The following is a 23,386-nucleotide window of genomic DNA, read 5'->3' as shown; positions in this document are numbered from 1 at the left end:
GTTTCGGAAGCAGGGATCCGCTGCGTTGCCGCAGGCAGAGACGACCGATGGAGCTTTGAGGACCATGAGCGAGACCAACGCCGCGGCCGAGGTGGCCGCGCCGCACCGCTACACGGCCGCCCTGGCCGCCGACATCGAAGCCCGCTGGCAGGACTTCTGGGACGCGCACGGCACGTATGAGGCGCCCAACCCCGGCGGCGACCTGGCCGGCGACGCCGAGGCCGTCGCCCGGCCCAAGAAGTTCGTCATGGACATGTTCCCGTACCCCTCGGGCGCGGGACTGCACGTGGGCCATCCGCTGGGCTACATCGCCACCGATGTGTTCGCCCGCTACCACCGCATGACGGGCCACAACGTCCTGCACACCCTGGGCTTCGACGCCTTCGGCCTGCCCGCCGAGCAGTACGCGGTGCAGACCGGCACCCACCCCCGGGTCAGCACCGAGGCCAACATCGAGAACATGCGGCGGCAGCTGCGCCGGCTGGGCCTGGGCCACGACAAGCGCCGCTCGTTCGCGACGATCGACCCGGACTACTACAAGTGGACCCAGTGGATCTTCTTGCAGATCTTCAACTCCTGGTACGACCCGGAGGCGAAGAAGGCGCGCCCCATCGACACCCTGGTCCAGCAGTTCGCCTCCGGTGAGCGCCCGACCCCCGACGGCCGCTCCTGGGCCGAGCTGACCGAGTCCGAGCGCGCCGACATCCTGGGCGACTACCGCCTGGCCTACGCCTCGGACGCGCCCGTCAACTGGTGCCCCGGCCTGGGCACCGTGCTGGCCAACGAGGAGGTCACCGCGGACGGCCGCTCCGAGCGCGGCAACTTCCCGGTCTTCAAGGCCAAGCTGCGCCAGTGGAACATGCGCATCACCGCCTACGCCGACCGGCTGCTGGGCGACCTGGACGAGCTGGACTGGCCCGAGGCCATCAAGCTGCAACAGCGCAACTGGATCGGCCGCAGCGAGGGCGCCCGGGTCGACTTCCCGGTGGCCGAGCACCCCGACGCCAGGATCACGATCTTCACCACCCGCCAGGACACCCTGTTCGGCGCCACCTACATGGTCCTGGCGCCCGAGCACGGCCTGGTGGACGAGATCGTTCCGGCCGCCTGGCCCGAGGGCACCCACGACGTCTGGACCGGCGGCCACGCCACCCCGGCCCAGGCCGTCGACGCCTACCGCAAGCAGGCCGCGGCCAAGTCGGACGTCGAGCGGCAGGCCGAGGCCAAGGACAAGACCGGCGTCTTCACCGGCGCCTACGCCGTCAACCCGGTCAGCGGCGACCGGGTGCCGGTCTTCATCGCCGACTACGTCCTGATGGGCTACGGCACCGGCGCGATCATGGCCGTCCCGGCGCACGACAGCCGCGACTTCGCCTTCGCTCGCGCCTTCGAGCTGCCCATGCGCTGCGTCGTCGAGCCGTCCGACGATCGCGGCACCGACCCGTCGACCTGGGACGACGCCTTCAGCTCGTATGACGCCAAGATCGTCAACTCGACGGGGGAGTCCGTATCGCTGGACAGGCTGGGCGTCGTCGAGGCCAAGGCGCGCATCACCGAGTGGCTGGAGTCCCGCTCCATCGGCGAGGGCACCGTCAACTACCGGCTGCGCGACTGGCTGTTCAGCCGCCAGCGCTACTGGGGCGAGCCCTTCCCGATCGTCTACGACGAGGAGGGCGTGGCCCACCCCCTGCCCGAGTCGATGCTGCCCCTGGAGCTGCCCGAGGTCGAGGACTACTCGCCGCGCACCTTCGACCCGGACGACTCCGACACCTCCCCGGAGACCCCCCTGTCCCGGAACGAGGAATGGGTCAACGTGGTGCTGGACCTGGGCGACGGCCGTGGGCCGCGGCCGTTCCGCCGCGAGACCAACACCATGCCCAACTGGGCCGGCTCCTGCTGGTACGAGCTGCGCTACCTGGACCCGCACAACAGCGAGCGGTTGGTCGACCCCGAGGCCGAGCGCTACTGGATGGGGCCGCGCGAGGGTCAGCCGCACGGCGGTGTCGACCTGTACGTGGGCGGCGCCGAGCACGCGGTGCTGCATCTGCTGTACGCCCGGTTCTGGTCCAAGGTGCTGTTCGACCTGGGGCATGTCTCCTCGGTCGAGCCGTTCCACAAGCTGTACAACCAGGGCATGATCCAGGCGTATGTCTACCGGGACAGCCGCGGTATCGCCGTCCCGGCCGCCGAGGTCGAGGAGCGGGACGGCGCCTACTGGTACCACGGCGAGAAGGTCTCCCGGCTGCTGGGCAAGATGGGCAAGTCCCTGAAGAACGCCGTCACGCCGGACGAGATCTGCGCCGAGTACGGGGCCGACACGCTGCGGCTGTACGAGATGGCCATGGGCCCGCTGGACGTCTCGCGGCCCTGGGACACCCGTGCGGTCGTCGGTCAGTACCGGCTGTTGCAGCGGCTGTGGCGCAATGTCGTCGACGAGGGCACCGGAGAGGTCACCGTCGTCGACACCGAGCCCGACGAGGCGACGCTGCGCGCCCTGCACAAGGCGATCGACGGCGTCCGGCAGGACATGGAGGGCCTGCGCTTCAACACCGCCATCGCCAAGATCACCGAGCTGAACAACCACGTCACCAAGGTGCGCGAGGTGCCCCGCTCGGTGGCCGAGGGCCTGGTGCTGCTGATCTCGCCGCTGGCCCCGCATGTCGCCGAGGAGCTGTGGCGCAAGCTGGGCCACTCCGGGTCGGTCGTCCACGAGTCCTTCCCGGTCGCCGATCCGGAGTACGTCGTGGACGAGACCGTCACCTGTGTGGTGCAGGTCAAGGGCAAGGTCAAGGCCCGGCTGGAGGTCGCGCCCTCGGTCTCCGACGAGGAGCTGGAGGCGCTGGCGGTGGGCGACCCGGCGGTCGTGGCGGCGCTGAACGGCGCCGGCATCCGTAAGGTCATCGTGCGGGCGCCGAAGCTGGTGAACATCGTTCCGGCCTGATCGGCTTTTCACGCGCGGGCGGGTTGGGGGTTCGTCAGGAACCTCTGATCCGCCCGGCGCGTTTACGCTGAGAGGACGACCGCCACCGTGCCGTGACCGCCGCCCCAAGGAGCGCACATGGAAGCCATCTGGATCCTGTTGACGCTTTTCGTCCTGATCATGCTGGCGGGGGTCTACGGGGCCGTTCGCGCGGTCAGGGCGGCCAAGCGCGGTATCGACCGTACGGTGCACCAGGCCCGCGTCACGGTGGAGGAGACCAGACTCCGGGCCCGGCAGCTCGCCCAGCCGGGCGCGGCCGGTGAGCTGGCCCAGCTGCGGCTCTCCCTGCGCGGCTCGATGCGCGCCACCGGGCAGGCGTTGCAGGCGGCCGCCCCGCAAGACCGGTCCCTGTCGGAGTCGTTGGGTCTGTTCCAGCGGCTGAGCAGCCATGCGCTGGACCTGGAAGCGGATCTGAAGCGGCTGGAGCAGGAACCCGACAGGTCCCGGCTCGCCGCCCTGCTGCCCGAGATGCGGGAGCGCACGCAGCGGATCACCCACTCGGCCGACTCGCTGCGCTGGGCGGTGCAGGAGCGTACGCATCGGATGGCGCACGACGATCTGGACTCGCTGGGCCGCGAGATCGAGATGGAGGCGGGCGCGCTGCGGCACTGGACGGCGGTGGAGCCCGACGAGCCGTCGGCGGCGCCCGAGACGGGTGCGCGACCTGGGCCGGGCGTGGGGGCGCGCTCTGGGCCCGAGGCGGGTGCACGACCTGGGGCCGGGGCGGGGCAGGAGCCGGAGCCGCCCCGGCCGTCGCTCGGGACGAGGCCGAATACCGAGCCCCAGGCGTGGCAGAAGCCCTGGCAGAAGTCCCCCCGTCCCGAGAACACGGCCTGAGAACAGGATCTGAGTCACGTCTGAACAGGGCATGATCGGCAAGGCAATTGATCACCCCGTGGGGTCGCGCTGTCGGCAGGCGCCATCCCCCGATAACCTCCCAGTCATGTCCCGCCATGTCGCGATCGTGACCGATTCCACGGCGTACTTGCCGCAGGATGCGATGGAGCGGCACCGCATCACCGCCGTGCCGCTGACGGTGGTGCTCGGCGACCGGGCCCTGGAGGAGGGCACCGAGATCTCGGCCCGGTCCCTCGCGCAGGCATTGCAGAAGCGGAAGCCGGTGACGACGTCCCGGCCCAGCCCGGAGATGTTCGCGGCCGCCTATCGGGCCGCCGCCGAGGAGGGTGCGGCGGGCATCGTCTCCCTGCATCTGTCGGCCGAGTTCTCCGGCACCTACGACGCGGCGGTGCTCGCGGCACAGGACGCGCCCGTTCCGGTGCGGGTGGTGGACAGCGGAATGGTCGCGATGGCGCTCGGCTTCTGCGCGCTGGCGGCGGCCGAGACGGCGGAGGGCGGCGGCACGCTGGACGAGGCCGTGGCAGCGGCGGAGAAACGGGCCGACGGCACGGCGGCGTACTTCTACGTCGACACCCTCGACTATCTCCGGCGCGGCGGCCGCATCGGCGCGGCCCAGGCCCTCCTCGGCTCGGCGCTCGCGGTCAAACCGCTGCTCCAGCTCGACGAGGGCCGGATCGAGCTGCGGGAGAAGGTCCGCACCGCCTCGAAGGCCATCGCCCGGCTCGAGGAGATCGTGGTGGAGCGGGCCGGCCGGAGCCCGGTGGACATCGCGGTGCAGCACCTGGCGGCGGGCGAACGGGCGGCGGCGCTCGCGGAACGGCTGCGGGAGCGGGTGCCGGGGCTGGCGGAGCTGTATGTGAGCGAGGTGGGCGCGGTGATCGGGGCGCACACCGGGCCGGGGCTGCTGGGGGCGGTGGTCTCTCCGCGGTAGCGGAGGGTGGGGGAGGCTCTTCACTCGGCCGGGTGACGGAGTTGTCCACAACGCGGGGGTTATCCCCGGAAATTGATGCGGATCGGTGCGATCGGCCGCATGTGTCTACCGTCAGGTGGCATGAGGTCACGATCACGCACAGTAACCACGGGCCCGGGGCGGGGCCGCCATCGCGACGGCGGGGCGGGCCGCCGTCCACGCCCGTCGTCGGGGGCGGGTCCGGTCAGCGCCGGAAGCCGCCACCGCGGCATCCACTGCCAGACGCACCCCGCCGCATCCTCACGCGCGAGCCGCGCGGCGGCGCTCTTCGCCACGCCACCGGCGCCTCGGGCGTCCCCGGTGGGGGCCGGGTCCATCGCTCTGGGCAGCAGGGACGGACCGAAGGGCATCGCGGGGCCGGCTGCGGCGGCGGAGCAGGTACGGGAGGAGGTACGGAACGAGGAGTCGCCCGAGGAGGGGCACGAGGAGTCGCCCGAGGAGGGGCACGAGGAGTCGCCCGAGGAGGGGCACAGGGCGGGGCACGAGGACGGGCGCGAGGAGGAGGGGCCTGAGAACGCGTCCGGAAACGCGTCCGAAATCGCTCCGCTGCGCAGACGCGACCGGGCAGGGCTGGCCCTGCGCGAGCGGCTGCCGTTGTGGCTTCAACTGCGCTGCGGCATGGAGCTGAAGACGGTCGCTGCCCTGGCGGTCGCCCTGCTCACCGCGGTGGCCTTCGCGGCCTACCACTTCTGGACCGGCCGCCCCCAGACCGTGCGTGCCCCGGCCCCGGAGCCCCCGCGCGCCGCGCCCTCCGAACCCGGTCCCACGCCGGGCGGACAGCTCACCTCGTCCGGCGGCGGCCGGAAGGTCGTGGTGGATGTGACGGGCAAGGTCCGCCACCCCGGCCTGCGGAGGCTGCCGCCCGGGTCGAGGGTCGCCGACGCGCTGGAAGCGGCGGGCGGGGTACGGCCGGGCGCCGACCTGAGCGGGCTGAACCGCGCCCGTCCGCTGGTGGACGGGGAACAGCTCGTGGTCGGCGCCCCCGCGGCAGGACCACCGGCGCCGGGCGCGGCGGTCAGCGGCTCGAACGCGCCCAACGCGCCCAACGCGCCCAACGGCCCCAACGCACCCAACGCGCCCAACGCACCGGCCGGACCGGGGGCACCCGGTGGCTCGGTCAGCCTCAACTCCGCGACCGCCGAACAGCTTGACACCCTCCCGGGAGTCGGCCCCGTCCTGGCCCGGCACATCATCGACTACCGCACCCAGCACGGAGGTTTCCGCTCCATCGATGAACTCCGCGAGGTGAACGGCATCGGCGAGCGCCGGTTCGCCGACCTGCGCCCGCTGGTCCAGCCATGACGTCCGAGCGGCCCCCGCGCACCCGCGCCCCGGTCCATGCCGCGGCCGCGTCCCCGCGCGGTGCGTCACACCCACGCCAGGAGGGCCCGCCCGACCTCCGCCTGGTACCCCCGGCCCTGACCACCTGGGCAGCCGCGGCACTGGCCCTGGACGCATCACCCCTAACGGTGGCCCTCGCCTGCACAGCAGCCACCCTCGCAGCGGTGGCCCTGCTCTTCCGGATCCGCCGACGAGCCCCGACACCGGACGGCCCACGCGCGGTCGCCTGGCGTGGGCGCCGTATGGCAGGGGCGATCGCCGCGTCGCTGTTGTGCGGGGCCGTCGCGGGGGCGGTTGCCGGGCTGCACGGGGCGGACGTACGCCGTGGCCCCGTCCTCGCACTCGCCAGGGAGTACGCCGAGGCCACCGCCGAGGTGACGGTCATGGGGGACCCACGGCTCACCCGGCCACGGGTGCGGGGCGCGGCGCTCGCGCCCGCGTCCGTGGTCCTGGAGGCGGAGGCCGATCGGGTCACCGGCCCCGACGGCACCACGACCACCACCCGCACCCCCGTCCTGGTCACGGTCCACCCCGGGTCCGGCAAGGAGCGGACGGCCTGGCTCGGGCTGCTGCCGTCCACACGTCTGCGGGTCCACGGCCGCTTGGCGCCACCGCTGCGCGACGGGGACCGCGTCGCGGCCGTAGTGCGCGTAAGCGGCGGGCCCCCGAAGGTCACGGGCCCGCCCAGCGCGGTCCAGCGGCTGGCCGGGCGGCTGCGCGCCGGGCTGCGCACCGCGACCGACGGGCTCTCCCCGGACGCGCGGGCGCTGCTCCCCGCGCTGGTCGTGGGGGACACCTCACGGGTGCCGCCCGAGCTGGACGAGGCGTTCCGGGCCACGGACATGCTGCACCTCATGGCCGTCTCCGGCAGCAATCTGACCCTGGTGCTCGCACTGCTCATCGGCCCGCCCCAACTGGCCGGGCGCGCCGAGCGGCGCGGTCTCGCGGGCGCGCTCGGCATCCGGCTGCGCACCACCGCCCTCCTCGGCGGCGGGCTCACGCTCGCCTTCGTCATCGTGTGCAGACCCGAGCCCAGCGTGCTGCGCGCCGCCGCCTGCGGGCTGATCACCCTGCTCGCCCTCGGCACCGGCCGCCGCCGCTCCCTGCTTCCGGCCCTGGCCGCCGCCGTCCTCGCGCTGGTGCTCTACGACCCCTGGCTGGCCCGGAGCTACGGCTTCCTGCTCTCCGTGCTGGCCACCGGTGCCCTGCTCACCATCGCGCCGGGATGGAGCGCGGCCCTCCGGCGCCGTGGCGTACCGCCCCGGGTGGCCGAGGCGCTGGCGGCGGCCGCCGCGGCCCAGGCGGTCTGCGCACCGGTCGTCGTGGTGATGGCCGCGCGAGTGAGCCTGGTGGCGATCCCCTGCAACCTCATCGCCGAGGTGGCGGTGGCCCCCACCACCACCCTCGGCTTCGCCGCGCTCGCCGCAGCCGCCGTCGCACCGCCGCTCGCCCAGTGGATCGCCTGGCCGGCGGGCTGGCCCGCCGAGTGGATCGCCCAGGTGGCCCGCACCGGCGCGGCACTGCCCGGAGCCGAGGCGGACTGGCCGGACGGCTGGCCCGGCGCGCTCCTGCTGGCCGCCGTCACCGTGGCCGTGGTCCTCGCGGGCCGCCGACTGCTGCGCCACCGCCTGCTGTGCGCCGTCTGCGCGCTGCTGGTGCTGCTGGCCGTCGTACGCCCGGCACCCCTGGCCCGGGTCATCACCGGCTGGCCACCGCCCGGTTGGCGGATGGTGGCGTGCGATGTGGGCCAGGGCGACGCCCTGGTCCTGGCCGCGGGCCCCGGCACGGCCGTCGTCGTGGACACCGGCCCCGAGCCACGAGCCGTCGACCGCTGCCTGCGCTCCCTGGGCATCGTCCGGATCCCGCTCCTGATCCTGACCCACTTCCACGCCGACCATGTGGCCGGGCTGACCGGTGCGTTACGCGGCCGGGCGGTCGGCGCGATCGAGACCACCACCCTGGAAGAACCACCAGGCCAGGCCGAGTCCGTACGCCGAACCGCCCGGTCGGCGCATATCCCGGCCATCCCGGCGCAGCCGGGGGAGCGACGACGCTTCGGCCCGCTGGCCTGGCAGGTCCTCTGGCCCCCGCCCCCATCCGCCCCGGCCGCGACCGAGGGCCCGAACGACGCGAGCGTCACCCTTCTCGTCCGCACGGCGGGCCTGACCCTGCTCCTCCTGGGCGACCTCGAACCCCCCGCCCAGCAGGCCCTGCTGACGACCCACCCGGCCCTCCCCGAGATCGACGTCCTCAAGGTCGCCCACCATGGCTCGGCCTACCAAGATCCACAGCTGCTCCGGCACCTCAGCCCCCGCCTGGCCCTGATCTCCTGCGGCGCCGACAACCCTTATGGCCACCCCTCGCCCCGCACCATCGCCGCCCTGCGCGCCCAGGGCGCCGCCGTACTGCGGACCGATACCGATGGCCCCATCGCGGTCACACGCGACCGGGGGCTGCGCGCGGTCCTCGGCGGCCGCGGTGGCGATGCGCGACGGTCCGCCCGGACCACCCAAAGCGGTTTCGGCGCGGGCAGGGCGCCACCGGAGCACGCGTCAGTTGCAGTGGCCGTGGCGGCCGAGGGTCTCCACGGGGGTCGCGCCGGGGCGGGTCCACTGCGGTACGGGGCGGCTGGTCGGGCCCCAGGTGGCGTTCCCGTCCGCGTCCGAGCGCCAGGACCAGCACGCGTCGCGCCCCTCGGGCCAGCCCTCGGGGTTGTCCTCCCACGCCTCGCCGCGGCCGTAGGGCGTCATGTCGAGCAGGCCGAGGGACGCGTTGACCCGCTCGTTGCCACGGCCCGTCGTGGAGTAGGTGAGGAACACGCGGTCGCCGTCGCGCAGGTAGCAGGTGAGAAACCCCATGCTGCCGCCGGCCGGCCCGTCCACGTCGCGTACCGAGTACCAGGGCTGGGTGTAGCCCATGAACTCGACATAGGAGGCCACTTCGTCCCAGCGGCCCGTGGTCAGGACGGCGAACGAGACGCCGCGCGCGTTGAGGTAGTCCGCTTCCTTCAGATGCCAGGCCGTGGTGGTGCAGCCCTCGCACTGCCCCTGGTGCGGTGCGCCGTCGTACCACATGTGCTTGTAGACCACGAGCTCGTCGCGGCCCTGGAACAGGTCCAGGAACGGGACCGGGCCGTCGGGTCCGACGACCTCGACCGTCCCGTCGAACTCCACCATCGGCAGCCGGCGGCGGGCCGCGGCGATGGCGTCGCCCTCGCGGGTGTGGGCCTTCTCGCGGACCAGCAGCTCGTCGCGGGCGGCCTGCCAGGTGGCCAGGTCGACCACGGGCGGGCGGCCGGGCAGCGTGGTGGTCGGGTCGTCCGGTGTGGCCGTCATGGTGTCCTCCGTGATGTCTTCTCGTACCGGGCGGCGTCGTACGGCGTTCTACGACGGTCACCAGAAGAGACTCCCGGCCCGGCCGGAACTCATCGCGGCAGGAGGGCCCGCTCTCAGACGCGGTCCAGGGGGCGGTGGGGTTCGGCGGGGAGCTCGGCTTGGATCAGGTCGCCCGGGCGGACGGTGCCGCCCTCCCGCACGACGCTCATGACTCCGGCCTTGCGGATGATGTTCCCGGCCTCGTCGCGGCCGACGACCTGCTTCAGGAGGCCGTTCTGGAAGTGGTCGATCTGGAGGCAGGGATTGCGGAGGCCGGTGACCTCCAGCACTGCCTCGTCGCCGATGCGGAGCAGGGTGCCGACGGGGAGGGCGAGCAGGTCGATGCCGCGGGTGGTGATGTTCTCGCCCAGGTCACCGGGCAGCACCTTGAAGCCCTCCGCACCGACCTCCGCGAAGAGCTCTTCGTGGATGAGGTGGACCTGGCGCAGGTTCGGCTGGGTGGGGTCCTGGGCGACGCGGGAGCGGTGTTTGACCGTTACGCCGGCGTGGACGTCGCCCTCGACGCCGAGGCCGGTGAGCAGGGTGATGCTGTCCCGGTTCGGCTTGGTGAACGAGTACTCGCCGTTGCTGCTGACTGCCGTCACAGTTCCGCTCATCCTCGGAGCCCCCCTCTTCCGCGACTGTCGGTTGGTCATGAGCCTAAGCGCTCCGCGGGAAGTGCCGCGAAATGCCGTCGTGCGTCTGCGGCCGCATCGTGGCTGGTCGCGCCCGCGCGGCGGAGCCGCACATCAACACGGCCCCGCGCCCCTTCGGGGCGCTGCCCGAACCGTAGCGGACTTCCTCCGACCTGCTTGGTCTCGGACGTTATTCGGCCTCCAGCCAACCGTCGTACTCGTCTGCGAGCGCGTCGAGCGCGGTCGGGTCCAGCCCGCCGGCCGGGTCCTCGATCACCACCAGCCACTGGGCGTCCTCGGCGTCGTCCTCACCCGCCAGGGCGTCCCGTACCAGCTGGGGCTCCTGGGTGATGCCGAAGCGCTCGGGGAGGGCCTCGGCCACCTCCTCCGCCGCGTCGCGGTCGGGGAGCACCAGGATGTGCCGGGCGTGGCGGGCGCCGGTCAGTCCTTCATCGATCACCGGAACATTGTCGGACATCCGGACGGCGGGGCTGTCGGTGGTCCGTGGGATGCTGGACCGCGATGGCCAGGAAGACGACGACCGACGATCCACTCGCCCCGGTGACCCTCGCCGTGGGCCAGGAGGAGCTGCTGCTCGACCGCGCCGTGCAGCAGGTGGTGGCGGCCGCGCGCGCGGCCGACCCCGACACCGATGTGCGCGACCTCATGCCCGACGCGCTCCAGCCCGGCACCCTTGCCGAGCTGACCAGCCCCTCGCTCTTCGCCGAGCGCAAGGTCGTGGTGGTGCGCAACGCACAGGATCTGTCGGCCGACACGATCAAGGACGTGAAGGGCTACCTCGGCACCCCCGCCGAGGAGATCACCCTGGTGCTGCTGCACGCGGGCGGCGCCAAGGGCAAGGGGCTGCTCGACGCCGCCCGCAAGGCCGGGGCGCGCGAGGTCGCCTGTCCGAAGATGACCAAGCCCGCCGACCGGCTGGCGTTCGTACGGTCGGAGTTCCGCGCCACCGGCCGGTCCGCCACGCCCGAGGCGTGCCAGGCCCTGGTCGACGCGATCGGGAGCGATCTGCGCGAGCTCGCCAGCGCGGTCTCCCAGCTCGTGGCCGATGTCGAGGGCACGATCGACGAGGCCGTCGTCGCCCGCTACTACACCGGCCGTGCCGAGGCGTCCAGCTTCACCGTCGCGGACCGTGCCGTCGAGGGCCGCGCGGCCGAGGCGCTGGAGGCCCTGCGCTGGGCCGTCTCCACCGGGGTGCCGCCGGTGCTGATCACCAGCGCCCTGGCCCAGGGTGTCCGCTCCATCGGCAAGCTGGCCTCCGCGCCGCGCGGCGCCCGGCCGGGTGATCTCGCCCGTGAGCTCGGCATGCCGCCGTGGAAGATCGACCGGGTGCGGCAGCAGATGCGGGGCTGGTCGGCGGATGGCGTGGCGATCGCGCTGCGCGCTGTCGCCGAGGCCGACGCGGGGGTCAAGGGCGGCGGAGACGATCCGGAGTACGCCCTGGAGAAGGCCGTCGTCACGATCGCCCGCGCTGCCCGGGCGGGCCGCCGCTAAGCGCTCCGCGGGAAGTGCCGCGAATTGCCGTCGTGCGTCTGCGGCCGCATCGTGGCTGGTCGCGCCCGCGCGGCGGAGCCGCACATCGACACAGCCCCGCGCCCCTTCGGGGCGCTGCCCGAACCGAGACTCCGCCCCGGCTCCCGCTTACTCCTTCATCTTCTCCAGCGTCGCCTTCGCGCTCTTCCTGAGCATCTCGGTGGCCTCTTCCGGCGTTTTGGCCGAGGCGTTGGAGGAGGTCGATACGTACTCCGACCAGGTCGACTGATAGGTCATCCAGCCGTCCCGCACGGCGAGGATCACATAGGCGCCGGTGTTGGAGGTGCTGCTCTTGCTCTCCTGCCGCACCACATACGCCTCTTCGCCCAGCCCCCTGACCGGGCTCACCTCATAGCTGTAGGTGGACGTCTTCTGGTCCTCGTACGACCGGTACTGGGCCTCGAACTCGGGGCCGGGGTCGGTCTTCTTGTGCAGCGACGCCGTCGTGTAGAGCCACACCGAGGAGTAGTCGCTGGTGCTCGCGCCGCTCGGCTCGAAGTCGATGTTGCAGGTCATCGAGTCCAGCGCGGGGTTCTCTGAGCTGCTGTGCTGGGGGTTCGACGACGAGCCGCTCTCGTCCTTCTGCTTGTACCCGGAGTCCTCGATGGCCTGGGGGTCCGTCGAGCCGCACAGGTTGGTCATATAGCGGTAGCCCGCGAGATCGGCCTCCGTCTCGTTCCCGTCGAAGCCTCCCGTGGCGAACAGCACCCCGGCCCAGACCGCCGAGGCGACGACGGCCCCGCCAAGGCCCCACAGCCGGCCCTTGCCGCCGCCCCCGGCCCCGCCCCCGGGGCCCATGGGCGGCGCGCCGGAAGGCATGCCCGGTGCGCCCATCGGGCCGTATCCGCCGCCCAGGGGGACGGACGGCATCGTCGGCTGGGCGTACGGATTGTGCTGGGGCGATTGGCTCTGGGGCGGCACCTGCCCGTACGGGCCGGGCGGCGCGCTCTGCGGTGGGCTCGGCGCCGGGCTTTGCCCCGGCCCCTGCGGCGCGCTCTGCGCCGGGCTCTGCTGAGGCGGCTGAGGCGGTTGGGGCGGCTGTGGCGGCCCGTACGGATTGGGTGTTTCCCCCGGTGTCGACATGACGTGAACATACCCGAATTAACCGCGAAAGCCCCGCGCTGTCCTGGGGAAAAGGACAGGCGCGGGGCCTTCGTATCGATCATGTGCGCCGCACCCGCGTGGCGAACGCAGGCCGCGTGCGGCGCGGTGCCGCTGAAGGGGCTGAAGGTGCTGGAGAGGTTCTCGGCTACCGGTTGGAGCGGGTGAGAGGGACCGCTGTGCCCAAACCGGCTGGAGACCATCCCCGGAAGGCGTCAGCCTTCGAGGTCAGCCCCGGAAGGCATCAGCCCCGGAAGGCGTCAGCCCTGGAGGCTGGAGACCTGCTGGGCGAGCGCCGACTTCTTGTTGGCGGCGTTGTTCTTGTGCAGAACGCCCTTGCTGACGGCCTTGTCGAGCTTGCGCGCGGCGATGCGGATGGCTTCGGCGGCCTTCTCGGCGTCACCGGCGGCCACGGCCTCGCGGGTACGGCGGATGGCGGTCTTCAGCTCGGACTTGACCGCCTTGTTGCGCAGGCGCGCCTTCTCGTTCGTCTTGTTCCGCTTGATCTGGGACTTGATGTTCGCCACGTAAAAGCCTTCGCAGGTTCGTTGGGTTTCACTTGCTTCGTGGTGCGTCCGTGCCCATAGAGGCGTCAGAGGCGTCCGTGAAGACATCCATGGCGTCCCCCGTGGAGATGTCCTTGGAGATCTCCGTGAAAGAGGGGGCACGAGACACAGTCGGCCAGGTTACCAGCAGGGTCCATGGCGTCCCAAACCCGGAAGAGGTCGCCATTCATGGGACCATGGACGGGACTGACCCATACCGATAACACCGAGTCCCGCCTAGACACAGGACCCTGCGTGCCCGCGACCCCTACCAATGTGCCGGAGCCGAGCCGTACCGACCCGGCTCTGATCCGTAACTTCTGCATCATCGCGCACATCGACCACGGCAAGTCGACGCTCGCCGACCGCATGCTCCAGCTGACCGGTGTGGTCGAGCAACGGCAGATGCGCGCGCAGTACCTCGACCGCATGGACATCGAGCGCGAGCGCGGCATCACGATCAAGTCCCAGGCGGTCCGGCTGCCCTGGGCGCCGACGAAGGACGAGGGCGGCGAGCCCGCCACCCACATCCTCAACATGATCGACACCCCCGGCCATGTGGACTTCACCTATGAGGTCTCGCGCTCACTCGCCGCGTGCGAGGGGTGCATCCTGCTGGTGGACGCGGCCCAGGGAATCGAGGCCCAGACCCTCGCCAACCTCTATCTGGCGATGGAGCACGAGCTCACGATCATTCCGGTCCTCAACAAGATCGATCTGCCCGCCGCGCAGCCCGAGAAGTACGCCGCCGAGCTGGCCCATCTCATCGGCTGCGACCCCTCCGACGTGCTGAAGGTCTCCGCCAAGACCGGCGAGGGCGTGGCCGAGCTGCTGGACCGGGTCGTCCAGCTGGTGCCCGCCCCGGTGGGCGTCCACGACGCCCCCGCCCGCGCGATGATCTTCGACTCCGTCTATGACGCCTACCGGGGCGTCGTGACCTATGTGAAGGTCGTCGACGGCACGCTCAGCAGGCGCGAGCGGATCAGGATGATGTCCACCGGCGCCGCCCATGAGCTGCTGGAGATCGGCACCAACTCGCCGGAGATGACCCCCGCCGACGGACTGTCCGTGGGCGAGGTGGGCTATCTGATCACCGGTGTGAAGGATGTCCGCCAGTCCAAGGTCGGTGACACGATCACCCAGGTCAGCGGCGGTGCCCAGGAGCCGCTGGGCGGCTACAAGGACCCCAAGCCGATGGTGTTCTCGGGGCTGTATCCGCTGGACGGCTCGGACTACCCCGAGCTGCGCGAGGCCCTGGACAAGCTCCAGCTCAACGATGCCGCGCTGGTCTACGAGCCGGAGACCTCGGCCGCGCTCGGCTTCGGCTTCCGCGTCGGCTTCCTCGGGCTGCTGCACCTGGAGGTCATCCGTGAGCGCCTGGAGCGCGAATTCAATCTCGATCTGATCGCCACCGCACCGAATGTGGTCTATCGGGTGGAGATGGAGGACGGCACCGAGCACACGGTGACCAACCCCAGCGAGTTCCCGGTGGGCAAGATCGACACGGTGCATGAGCCGGTCGTACGGGGCACCATCCTCGCCCCGAGCGAGTTCATCGGCGCGATCATGGAGCTGTGCCAGAACCGCCGAGGGGTGCTGCTCGGCATGGACTACCTCTCCGAGGACCGGGTCGAGATCCGCTACACCCTGCCGCTCGCCGAGGTCGTCTTCGACTTCTTCGACCAGCTGAAGTCCAAGACCCGCGGCTATGCCTCGCTCGACTACGAGCCCACCGGTGAGCAGACCTCCGAGCTGGTCAAGGTCGACATCCTGCTGCACGGCGACAAGGTGGACGCGTTCTCGGCGATCACCCACAAGGACAAGGCGTACGCGTACGGCGTCCGGCTGGTCGCCAAGCTGCGCGAGCTCATCCCGCGGCAGAACTTCGAGGTGCCCATCCAGGCGGCCATCGGCTCCCGGGTGATCGCCCGTGAGACGGTCCGTGCCATCCGTAAGGACGTCCTCGCCAAGTGCTACGGCGGTGACATCTCCCGTAAGCGGAAGCTGCTGGAGAAGCAGAAGGAAGGCAAGAAGCGGATGAAGATGGTCGGCAGCGTGGAGGTGCCCCAGGAGGCCTTCATCGCGGTGCTGTCCTCCGACTCCGACGGCGGTAAGGACTCCAAGGCGAAGAAGTAGATCAAGGCGAAGAAGCGGATATCGCCCACTGGGGCGGGAGGAACCGCCCGCCGGGGCGGGAGGAACCACCCACCGGGACGGGAGGAACCGCCCGCCGGGGACAGTGTGGTCAGTGGGCCTGGCGTGATGGATGCGCCGGGCCCGCCGCCTTCCGGGGCTTCTCTTGGGCATCTCGTGAGAACAACGTGACCCGGCCCCCTTACGCCGTAAGGATTCGGCCCCTACCCTGATCACCTACTCGAAGGTTACTCGCGAGTCACCAAGCAATGATGCGGGCCCCGGAGGATGCCGTGACCGACACACAGAACTTGCTCGAGAACCGGCCGCCGTCCCTGGCGTCGCACTTCCTCCAGCGAGTCGAGGCGACACCGGACAAGGAGGCGTACCGCTATCCGGTGCCTCCTGCCTCGGGCACGGGCCCCGATGAGTGGCGGCCGCTGACCTGGCGGGAAAGCGCGGATCGGGTCTTCGCCATCGCCGCCGGCCTGATCGATCTGGGCATCCGCCCCGAGGAGCGGGTGGCGCTGGCCTCCTCGACCCGGGTGGAGTGGATCCTGGCCGACCTCGGCGTGCTGTGCGCGGGCGCGGCCACCACCACGGTCTACCCGTCCACCAACGCCGACGAGACCTCCTTCATCCTCTCCGACTCCGGCAGCCGGGTGCTGATCGCCGAGGACGCGGCGCAGCTCGCCAAGGTGCGGGCGCAGCGCGAGGAACTCCCCGAGCTGGCCCATGTGGTGGTGATCCAGGCCGACGACGCGGTCCCCGCCGCGGACGACCCCGAGGGCTGGGTGCTCTCGCTCGCCGAACTGGAGAAGCGGGGCGCGGCCCTGCTGGAAGGGCGGCCGGACGCCGTACGGGAGCGGATGGACGCCCTGCGCAGCGATCAGCTGGCGACGCTCATCTACACCTCCGGTACCACCGGGCGCCCCAAGGGCGTACGCCTGGCGCATGACTCCTGGTCTTACATGGCCATTGTGATCGGCAATCAGGACGGACTGCTCTTCCCCGACGATGTGCAGTACCTGTGGCTGCCGCTCGCGCATGTCTTCGGCAAGGTACTGACGGCGGGGCAGATCTACGTCGGCCACACCACGGCGGTGGACGGCCGGGTCGACAAGATCATCGACAATCTGCCGGTGGTCCGGCCGACCTATATGTGTGCCGTGCCGCGGATCTTCGAGAAGGTCTACAACGGGGTGGCCCAGCGGGCGCGCGAGGGCGGGGCGGCCCAGTACAAGATCTTCCAGTGGGCGGCCGAGGTCGCCCGGGAGTACGCCAGGGTCTCCCAGGACAACTTCCGCCGCACCGGCACCGCCTCCGTGCCCTTCGGCCTCCGGGCCCAGCACGCGGTGGCCGACAAGCTGGTCTACGGCAAGCTGCGCGAGGCGTTCGGCGGCCGGCTGCGGGCCGCGGTGTCCGGCTCCGCCGCGCTCGCGCCCGACATCGGCTACTTCTTCGCGGGCGCCGGGATCAACATCCTGGAGGGCTACGGTCTGACCGAGTCCAGCGCCGCCAGCTTCCTCAACCCGGCGGACTACCGCACCGGCACGGTCGGCAAGGCGTTCCCCGGCCTGGAGGTGCGGTTCGCCGATGACGGCGAGGTGCTGCTGCGCGGCCCCGGCATCATGCAGGGCTACCACGGGCTGCCGGACCTGACCGCGCAGGTGCTGGAGTCCGACGGCTGGTTCCACACCGGGGACATCGGCGAGCTGTCCCCCGACGGCTATCTGCGGATCACCGACCGCAAGAAGGACCTGATCAAGACCTCGGGCGGCAAGTATGTGGCCCCGGCGGAGATCGAGGGCCAGTTCAAGGCGGTGTGCCCGTTCGTCTCCAACATCCTGGTGCACGGCGCCGACCGCAATTACTGCACCGCGCTGATCGCCCTCGACGAGCCCACGATCATGAAGTGGGCGGACGACCACGGTCTCGGCGGCAAGACCTACGCGGAGGTCGTGGACACCGATGAGGTGCGGGAGCTGATCGGCGGCCATGTGCAGCGGCTCAACGACGGGTTGCAGCGCTGGCAGACGATCAAGAAGTTCCGGCTGCTGCCCCGCGATCTGGACGTGGAGCACGGGGAGTTGACGCCCAGCCTGAAGCTCAAGCGCCCGGTCGTCGAGCGTGAGTACAAGGACCTGATCGAGGACATGTACGCGGGCACGCGGGAGGTTTAACGGGCAAGGATACGACCCCTCACCGGATTTCGGGTTGACCGGCCCGCCGGACACATGAATTTTCCCCTTATCGCGGTTCACTTGCGTAACCCGGTGCATATGAGGGCGGTCCGTCTGTCACTCTGTCCGTGCCGGATACGGTTACGGATACGGCGTTATGACGGAGCTTCTTCAGGAGCCGCACAGTGGGGACGTCATCTTCTGCCACTTCTGGTGGGTCGGTTGAGGGCGGTGGGGTGGTTCTACCGGTCGGGGGTGGGGTCGGACCCGTCCGTACCAGCGCATCGGCACGCGTCAGCCTGCCCTGTAGTCCGCTCGCGGCCTCGGCCGCGCGCCGGTTCGTCCGCGCCGCCCTCGCCGACTGGGCCGCGCTCGAGGTCCCGGCCGCCGACCGGGTCACCGACCAGGTGGCGGACGAGGCCGTACTGCTGGTGAGCGAGCTGGTCACCAACGCGGTGGTGCACGCCGGCACCGCCGTCGAGGTGAGCTGTGCGCTGGATGTGTCGGACCGCGAGGGCGAGCCGCCGTCCCTGGTGGTGGAGGTGACCGATCACCATCCCACCCGGGTGGTGCGCGGCGATCCGCCGGATGCGGACGAGCCGCCGGAGTACGCCGGGGGCCATGGGCTGCGGCTGGTGGCCGAGGTGGCCGAGTCCTGGGGGACGACCTATCGGCGGGCGACCAAGTCGGTGTGGTTCCAGATGGCGGTGGCGCCCACGGGCCCGGCCGCCGCGGGTGGCATGGGCTCGGCCTTTATGGACGCCGCGGCCGCCGTAGACGCTATGGACGCCATGGATGCCGTGGACGCGGCGAACGCGACCGCGAGCGCGGCCGCGGCCGGGCCGGACGGCGGCTTCGGGCCGGGGGCCGTCCCGGAGGGCCTGGGGCCCGTCGGTGACGACCGTAAGGAGGCCGTGGAGGCCGTCGAGGCGGTCGAGATCGTCGCGCCCGGGCAGGGCCTCGTCCCGGTCCGCCGCGACCCCGAGTGGATCCAGCGCGGCGCGCTCTCCTTCCTCGCCGAGGCGTCCGATCTGCTGGCCGGGCAGTTCGACGAGGACATGGTCACCTCGCTCGCCGGACAGCTGCTGGTGCCCCGGCTCGCCGACTGGTGCGCGATCTGGCTCGACTCCACCAGCGGTCCGCCGCGTCTCGCCCGGGTCTGGCACGCCAGCGAGGGGCGCATCGAGGGCCTGCGGCAGGTGCTGGAGAAGGAGCCGCCCCATGTGCCCACCGCCGTACGCGGCGGCGCCGTGGAGTGGCCCTGGCCGGCCGACCCCGCCGCGTACGGGCCCGGTGGCGCGGCCCTCGCGTGCCGGCTGGTGGCAGGCGGCCGCGCGCTCGGCACGCTGCTGCTGGGGCGGGCCGGGCTGGTGCGGATGCCGGCCGAAGTGGTCGGCCTGATCGAGGACTTCGCCCGCCGCGTCGCCCTGGCGCTCGCCTCCGCCCGCCGCTACACCCGCCAGGCGACCATCAGCCGGGTGCTCCAGCGCGGGCTGCTGCCGTCCGTGATCCCGCGGATCCCCGGGGTCGAGTCCGCGGTGGTGTACGAGCCGACCGGCGAGATCTCGGCCGGGGGCGACTTCTACGACGTCTTCCCGGCCGGTGACGGCCGCTGGTGCTTCGTCCTGGGCGACGTCTGCGGAAACGGCCCGGAGGCGGCCGTGGTGACCGGCCTCGTCCGGCCCTGGCTGCGGCTGCTCGCCCGCGAGGGGTACGGCGTGGGGGAGGTCCTGGACCGGCTCAACCAGCTGCTGGGCGAGGAGGCGGTGGAGCAGGCCGTCGAGGGCGCCGCGGAGGCCGTGGTGGCCGGTGTGGAGGCCGTGGGAGGCTCCGCCGGGGTCGTGGAGCTGGTGGACGGCGGCCTGGTCGGCGGCGCGGGGCTGCCGGCGGGCGGCGGGGTCGCGCGGTTCCTGTCGCTGCTGTACGGGGAGCTGGAGCCGCTGGGCGACGGCCTGGGGGCGCGCTGCACGCTGGCCAGCGCGGGGCATCCGCTGCCGCTCGTGCTGCGGCCGGACGGCGAGGTGCGGACGGTGGCGGCGCCGCAGATATTGCTGGGCGTTGTGGACGATGTGTCGTACGAGAGTGAATCGTTCGATCTGGCGCCCGGGGAAACGCTGCTCTGTGTGACGGACGGGGTGACGGAGCACCGATCTGGTGATCGGCAGTTCGACGACGAGGACGGCTTGGCGGCGACGTTCGCGCTGTGCGTGGGGCTCAGTGCGCGGCAGGTCGCGGAGCGGGTGCGCCGGGCGGTGGACGAGTTCGCGGCGGATCCGCCGGACGACGATTTGGCGATGCTGGTCCTGAAGGTGCTCTAGGGAGGGTGCTCTAGGGGCGTCCGGTGGGTGGTGACGCCTGCGGCGGGCCGTCCCCCTCCCCGCCCCTTCCCGAAACCGGGACTCCGCCCCAGCCCCCGCCCCCGAGGCTCCGCCCCTGGCCCCGCCCCCGGGGCTCCGCCCCTGGCCCCGCCCCCGGGGCTCCGCCCCTGGCCCCGCCCCCGGGGCTCCGCCCCTGGCCCCCGGCCCGGGGGTTCTGCGCTCAGATCCTGGGCCAGGGGCTCCGCGCTCAGGCCCCGGTCTGGGGGCTTCACGCTCAGGCCCCGGGCCAGGGGCTTTGCGCCCAGATCCCGGACGGGGGTGCCGTCCCCAGATCCCGGTCCGGGAGCTCCGCGCCCAGATCCCGGCCCGGGGGCTCCGCGCCCAGACCCCGGGCCGGGGGGCTTCGCGCCCAGATCCTGGGCTCCGCGCCCTGACCCCGGACCCCGGGGCTCCGCCCCCCAGACCCGGGGCTCCGGGCCCCGACCCTCAGATCCGAGGCTCCGCCCTCAGACACCGGGCCGGGGGCTCCGTCCCCAGATCCCGGACTGGGGGCTCCGCACCCTGGCTCCGGACCCCGGGGCTCCGCTCCTTCCCGCGGCATCGATATGTGGCTCCGCCCCGGACGCCGGGGTCCAGGGGCGGAGCCCCTGGTATCGGGAAGGGGCGGGGAGGGGAAAGCACCGCTGCGCGGAGCCCCCGCGTGGTCCGCCGAACGTCCCGTGGGCCTGGATGCCACGACCCCGGCGTCCGGAGCCGGCTCGCGGTCCCGTGTGGGGGCGGGCGTGCCGGACAATGGGGGCATGCCTTCCGTACTGCCTGATGGTGAGCCCATGCCCGAGGACGGCGCACTGCCCGCGACCGCTTTGGCGGGGGCGGAGCGGCGGCCGCTGGGGTTCTATCTGCATGTGCCGTACTGCGCCACCCGCTGCGGCTACTGCGACTTCAACACCTACACCGCCAGTGAGCTGCGCGGCTCCGGCGGTGTGCTCGCCTCGCGGGACAACTACGCCGAGCAAGTCGTCGAGGAGGTGCGGCTGGCGCGGAAGGTGCTCGGGGACGACCCGCGGGCCGTGGAGACCGTGTTCGTCGGCGGCGGAACCCCGACCCTGCTCGCGGCGGCGGACCTCGGGCGGATGCTGGGTGCGATCCGGGATGAGTTCGGGCTGGCCCAGGGGGCCGAGGTCACGACCGAGGCCAATCCGGAGTCGGTCGATCCGCGGTATCTGGCGGAGCTGCGGGAGGCGGGCTTCAACCGGATCTCCTTCGGGATGCAGAGCGCCCGGCAGCACGTCCTGAAGGTGCTGGACCGTACGCACACCCCGGGGCGCCCCGAGGCGTGCGTGGCCGAGGCGCGGGCGGCCGGATTCGGCCATGTGAACCTTGACCTGATCTACGGGACGCCAGGCGAGAGCGACGCGGACTGGCGCGCCTCACTCGAGGCGGCCCTCGGGGCGGGCCCGGACCATGTGTCCGCGTATGCGCTGATCGTGGAGGAGGGCACCCAGCTGGCGCGGCGCATCCGGCGCGGCGAGGTGCCGATGACCGACGACGATGTGCACGCGGACCGCTATCTGATCGCCGAAGAGACCCTGTCGGCCGCCGGGTTCGCCTGGTACGAGGTCTCCAACTGGGCCACCTCGCCCGCCGGGCGCTGCCGCCACAACGAGCTGTACTGGCGCGGCGCCGACTGGTGGGGCGCGGGCCCCGGCGCGCACAGCCATGTGGGCGGCGTGCGGTGGTGGAACGTGAAGCACCCCGGGGCGTACGCACAGGCCCTGGGTGAGGGCCGGTCGCCCGGCGCGGGCCGGGAGCTGCTGTCCGCCGAGGAGCGCCGGGTGGAGCGGATCCTGCTGGAGCTGCGGCTGGCCGAGGGCTGTCCACTGGAGCTGCTGCGCCCGGCCGGGGCGGCGGCCGCGGCACGGGCCCTGGAGGACGGCCTGCTGGAGCCGGAGCCGTACGGGCGCGGGCAGGCCGTGCTCACGCTCCGGGGGCGGCTGCTGGCGGACGCGGTGGTGCGGGACCTGGTGGACTGAGACGCGGCGCGGCGCGGCGGGGCGGGGCCGCCATCCCGTACGGGAGCCCGTACGGCAGCGGTCAGCCCGTACCCCGGCGGTCAGCCCGTACGGCGGCCGTCAAGCCGTGTACGGCGGCCGTCAGCCCCTTACCGAGACCGTCAGCCCCGTACGGAGACCGCCAGCCCCTTACGGCGGCCATCAGCCCCGTACGCAGGCCGCCACCCCACCCCCGTACGGAACCCTCAAGCCCCATACCAAGACCGTCAGCCCCGCCCGGCGGCCATCAGCCCCGTGGGGCCGTCACGAAGTCGATCAGCTCCTCCACCCGCCCCAGGAGCTCCGGCTGGAGGTCCTTGTAGGAGTGGACCGAGGACAGGATCCGCTGCCAGGCGGCCCCGGTGTTCTCCGGCCAGCCCAGGGCGCGGCAGACGCCCTTCTTCCAGTCCTGGCCGTGCGGCACCGTCGGCCAGGCCGGGATGGAGAGGGAGGACGGCTTCACGGCCTCCCAGATGTCGATGTAGGGGTGGCCGAGGACCAGCACATGCTCGCCGGTGACCTGCGCGGCGATACGGGACTCCTTGGAGCCCGTCACCAGATGGTCGACGAGGACGCCGAGCCGGGCGTCCGGGCCGGGGGCGAAGTCGTCCACGATGGCGGGCAGGTCGTCGACGCCCTCCAGGTACTCCACGACGACGCCCTCGATGCGCAGATCGTCGCCCCAGACCCGCTCGACCAGCTCCGCGTCATGGCGCCCCTCGACATAGATGCGACCCGCGCGGGCGACCCTCGCACGGGCTCCCGGCACGGCGATCGACCCCGAGGCCGTGCGCCGCGGCGCGCTGGGGGCCGCCGCGCGCGGGCGTACGAGCGTGACGACACGCCCCTCGAGCAGAAAACCGCGCGGCTCCATGGGGAAGACGCGATGTTTGCCGAAGCGGTCCTCCAGAGTGACCGTCGGACCCTGGGCGGTCTTCTCACAGCGGATCACGGCACCACAGAATCCGGTGGTGACCTCCTCCACGACGAGGTCCGGTTCGGCGGGGACCTCAGGGGCGGGCCGCTGCCGCTTCCAGGGCGGGGTCAGGTCCGGGTCGTACTGTCGCATCCGGATGACGATAGCGCGCGCCGGCCACCCGCTCCCGCAGACGCGCAACCGGGCGAACGACTAGGCGAACGCCTAGACCGACGGCTACCGACGGCTACCGAAGGCTAAGCGGATCGGTGGAAGTCGGCCGCGGTTCGGGTGCGTCCCGAAGGGGCGCGGGGCTGTGTCGATATGCGGCTCCGCCGCGGCTGTGTCGATATGCGGCTCCGCCGCGTGGGACCAGCCACGACGGCGCCGCAGACGATCGACGGCAGGTCGGGGCACTTCCGGCGAAGCG

At 72.1% G+C, this 23,386-nt stretch carries 15 protein-coding genes and 1 pseudogene; 10 read left to right on the top strand and 6 right to left on the bottom strand.

Translation table 11 applies throughout. The features are described 5' to 3' along the window. The first annotated feature begins 64 nt into the window (after nucleotides 1-64). The 5 genes and pseudogenes from leuS to ACT2CW_RS26470 form a co-directional block, all read left to right on the top strand. Nucleotides 65-2,941: a leucine--tRNA ligase gene (leuS, locus tag ACT2CW_RS26490; RefSeq protein WP_445518501.1), complete on the top strand. Its 2,877-nt coding sequence runs from the start codon at nucleotides 65-67 to the stop codon at nucleotides 2,939-2,941. A gap of 117 nt (nucleotides 2,942-3,058) precedes the next feature. Next, a complete protein-coding gene (locus tag ACT2CW_RS26485; protein WP_445518500.1) occupies nucleotides 3,059-3,817 on the top strand; it encodes a hypothetical protein in 759 nt (252 codons plus the stop codon). Nucleotides 3,818-3,923: 106 nt separating this feature from the next. Then, nucleotides 3,924-4,769 carry a DegV family protein gene (locus tag ACT2CW_RS26480; protein ID WP_182470368.1) on the top strand — a complete coding sequence of 282 codons (846 nt, stop codon included), beginning with the start codon at nucleotides 3,924-3,926 and terminating at the stop codon, nucleotides 4,767-4,769. Between the two features lie 339 nt (nucleotides 4,770-5,108). After that, nucleotides 5,109-6,110: a helix-hairpin-helix domain-containing protein gene (locus tag ACT2CW_RS26475; RefSeq protein ID WP_445518499.1), complete on the top strand. Its 1,002-nt coding sequence runs from the start codon at nucleotides 5,109-5,111 to the stop codon at nucleotides 6,108-6,110. Further along, nucleotides 6,107-8,623 (top strand): annotated as a pseudogene (locus ACT2CW_RS26470) (ComEC/Rec2 family competence protein); the annotation flags it as partial. The gene ACT2CW_RS26475 and the pseudogene ACT2CW_RS26470, both read left to right, overlap by 4 nt. Nucleotides 8,624-8,701: 78 nt before the next feature. Here ACT2CW_RS26470 and ACT2CW_RS26465 read toward each other — a convergent pair. The 3 genes from ACT2CW_RS26465 to ACT2CW_RS26455 form a co-directional block, all read right to left on the bottom strand. Then, nucleotides 8,702-9,484: a DUF899 family protein gene (locus ACT2CW_RS26465; protein WP_445518498.1), complete on the bottom strand. Its 783-nt coding sequence runs from the start codon at nucleotides 9,482-9,484 to the stop codon at nucleotides 8,702-8,704. A 113-nt stretch (nucleotides 9,485-9,597) separates the two neighbouring features. Then, nucleotides 9,598-10,140 (bottom strand): MOSC domain-containing protein, encoded by a 543-nt coding sequence (locus ACT2CW_RS26460; protein WP_086886446.1) that lies wholly within the window; start codon nucleotides 10,138-10,140, stop codon nucleotides 9,598-9,600. Between the two features lie 208 nt (nucleotides 10,141-10,348). Beyond that, nucleotides 10,349-10,636 carry a hypothetical protein gene (locus tag ACT2CW_RS26455; protein WP_164429525.1) on the bottom strand — a complete coding sequence of 96 codons (288 nt, stop codon included), beginning with the start codon at nucleotides 10,634-10,636 and terminating at the stop codon, nucleotides 10,349-10,351. A 44-nt stretch (nucleotides 10,637-10,680) separates the two neighbouring features. On the opposite strand from ACT2CW_RS26455, the gene holA reads away from it, so the two are divergent. Next, a complete protein-coding gene (gene holA, locus ACT2CW_RS26450) occupies nucleotides 10,681-11,670 on the top strand; it encodes a DNA polymerase III subunit delta (protein WP_020871375.1) in 990 nt (329 codons plus the stop codon). Nucleotides 11,671-11,817: 147 nt separating this feature from the next. Here holA and ACT2CW_RS26445 read toward each other — a convergent pair whose 3' ends face one another. Together ACT2CW_RS26445 and rpsT are read right to left on the bottom strand one after the other, a co-directional pair. After that, the gene (locus ACT2CW_RS26445) at nucleotides 11,818-12,579 is read right to left on the bottom strand and encodes a hypothetical protein (protein WP_445518497.1); all 762 of its coding nucleotides are present in this window, start codon (nucleotides 12,577-12,579) and stop codon (nucleotides 11,818-11,820) included. 491 nt (nucleotides 12,580-13,070) lie between these two features. Then, entirely contained in the window at nucleotides 13,071-13,337 is a 267-nt protein-coding gene (rpsT, locus tag ACT2CW_RS26440) for a 30S ribosomal protein S20 (RefSeq protein WP_138915696.1), read from the bottom strand. Between the two features lie 273 nt (nucleotides 13,338-13,610). Between rpsT and lepA the strand changes: the two genes are divergently transcribed. From lepA to hemW, 4 genes are all read left to right on the top strand, one after another. Next, complete coding sequence (lepA, locus tag ACT2CW_RS26435) at nucleotides 13,611-15,491, top strand: translation elongation factor 4 (protein ID WP_164429519.1); 1,881 nt, start codon at nucleotides 13,611-13,613, stop codon at nucleotides 15,489-15,491. A gap of 290 nt (nucleotides 15,492-15,781) precedes the next feature. After that, nucleotides 15,782-17,671 carry an AMP-dependent synthetase/ligase gene (locus ACT2CW_RS26430; RefSeq protein ID WP_445518496.1) on the top strand — a complete coding sequence of 630 codons (1,890 nt, stop codon included), beginning with the start codon at nucleotides 15,782-15,784 and terminating at the stop codon, nucleotides 17,669-17,671. Between the two features lie 236 nt (nucleotides 17,672-17,907). Next, nucleotides 17,908-19,989, top strand: a complete 2,082-nt coding sequence (locus ACT2CW_RS26425) for a SpoIIE family protein phosphatase (RefSeq protein ID WP_445518495.1) — start codon at nucleotides 17,908-17,910, stop codon at nucleotides 19,987-19,989. Nucleotides 19,990-20,789: 800 nt separating this feature from the next. Then, nucleotides 20,790-22,022: a radical SAM family heme chaperone HemW gene (hemW, locus tag ACT2CW_RS26420; protein WP_445518494.1), complete on the top strand. Its 1,233-nt coding sequence runs from the start codon at nucleotides 20,790-20,792 to the stop codon at nucleotides 22,020-22,022. 265 nt (nucleotides 22,023-22,287) lie between these two features. Here the strand turns inward: hemW and ACT2CW_RS26415 are convergent, their stop codons facing one another. Then, complete coding sequence (locus ACT2CW_RS26415) at nucleotides 22,288-23,109, bottom strand: DUF3097 domain-containing protein (RefSeq protein ID WP_037946008.1); 822 nt, start codon at nucleotides 23,107-23,109, stop codon at nucleotides 22,288-22,290. Between the last annotated feature and the right edge of the window lie 277 nt (nucleotides 23,110-23,386).

The sequence above is a fragment of the Streptomyces sp. NEAU-174 genome (assembly GCF_052665095.1).
This window is presented reverse-complemented; position numbering and strand designations above follow the sequence as displayed.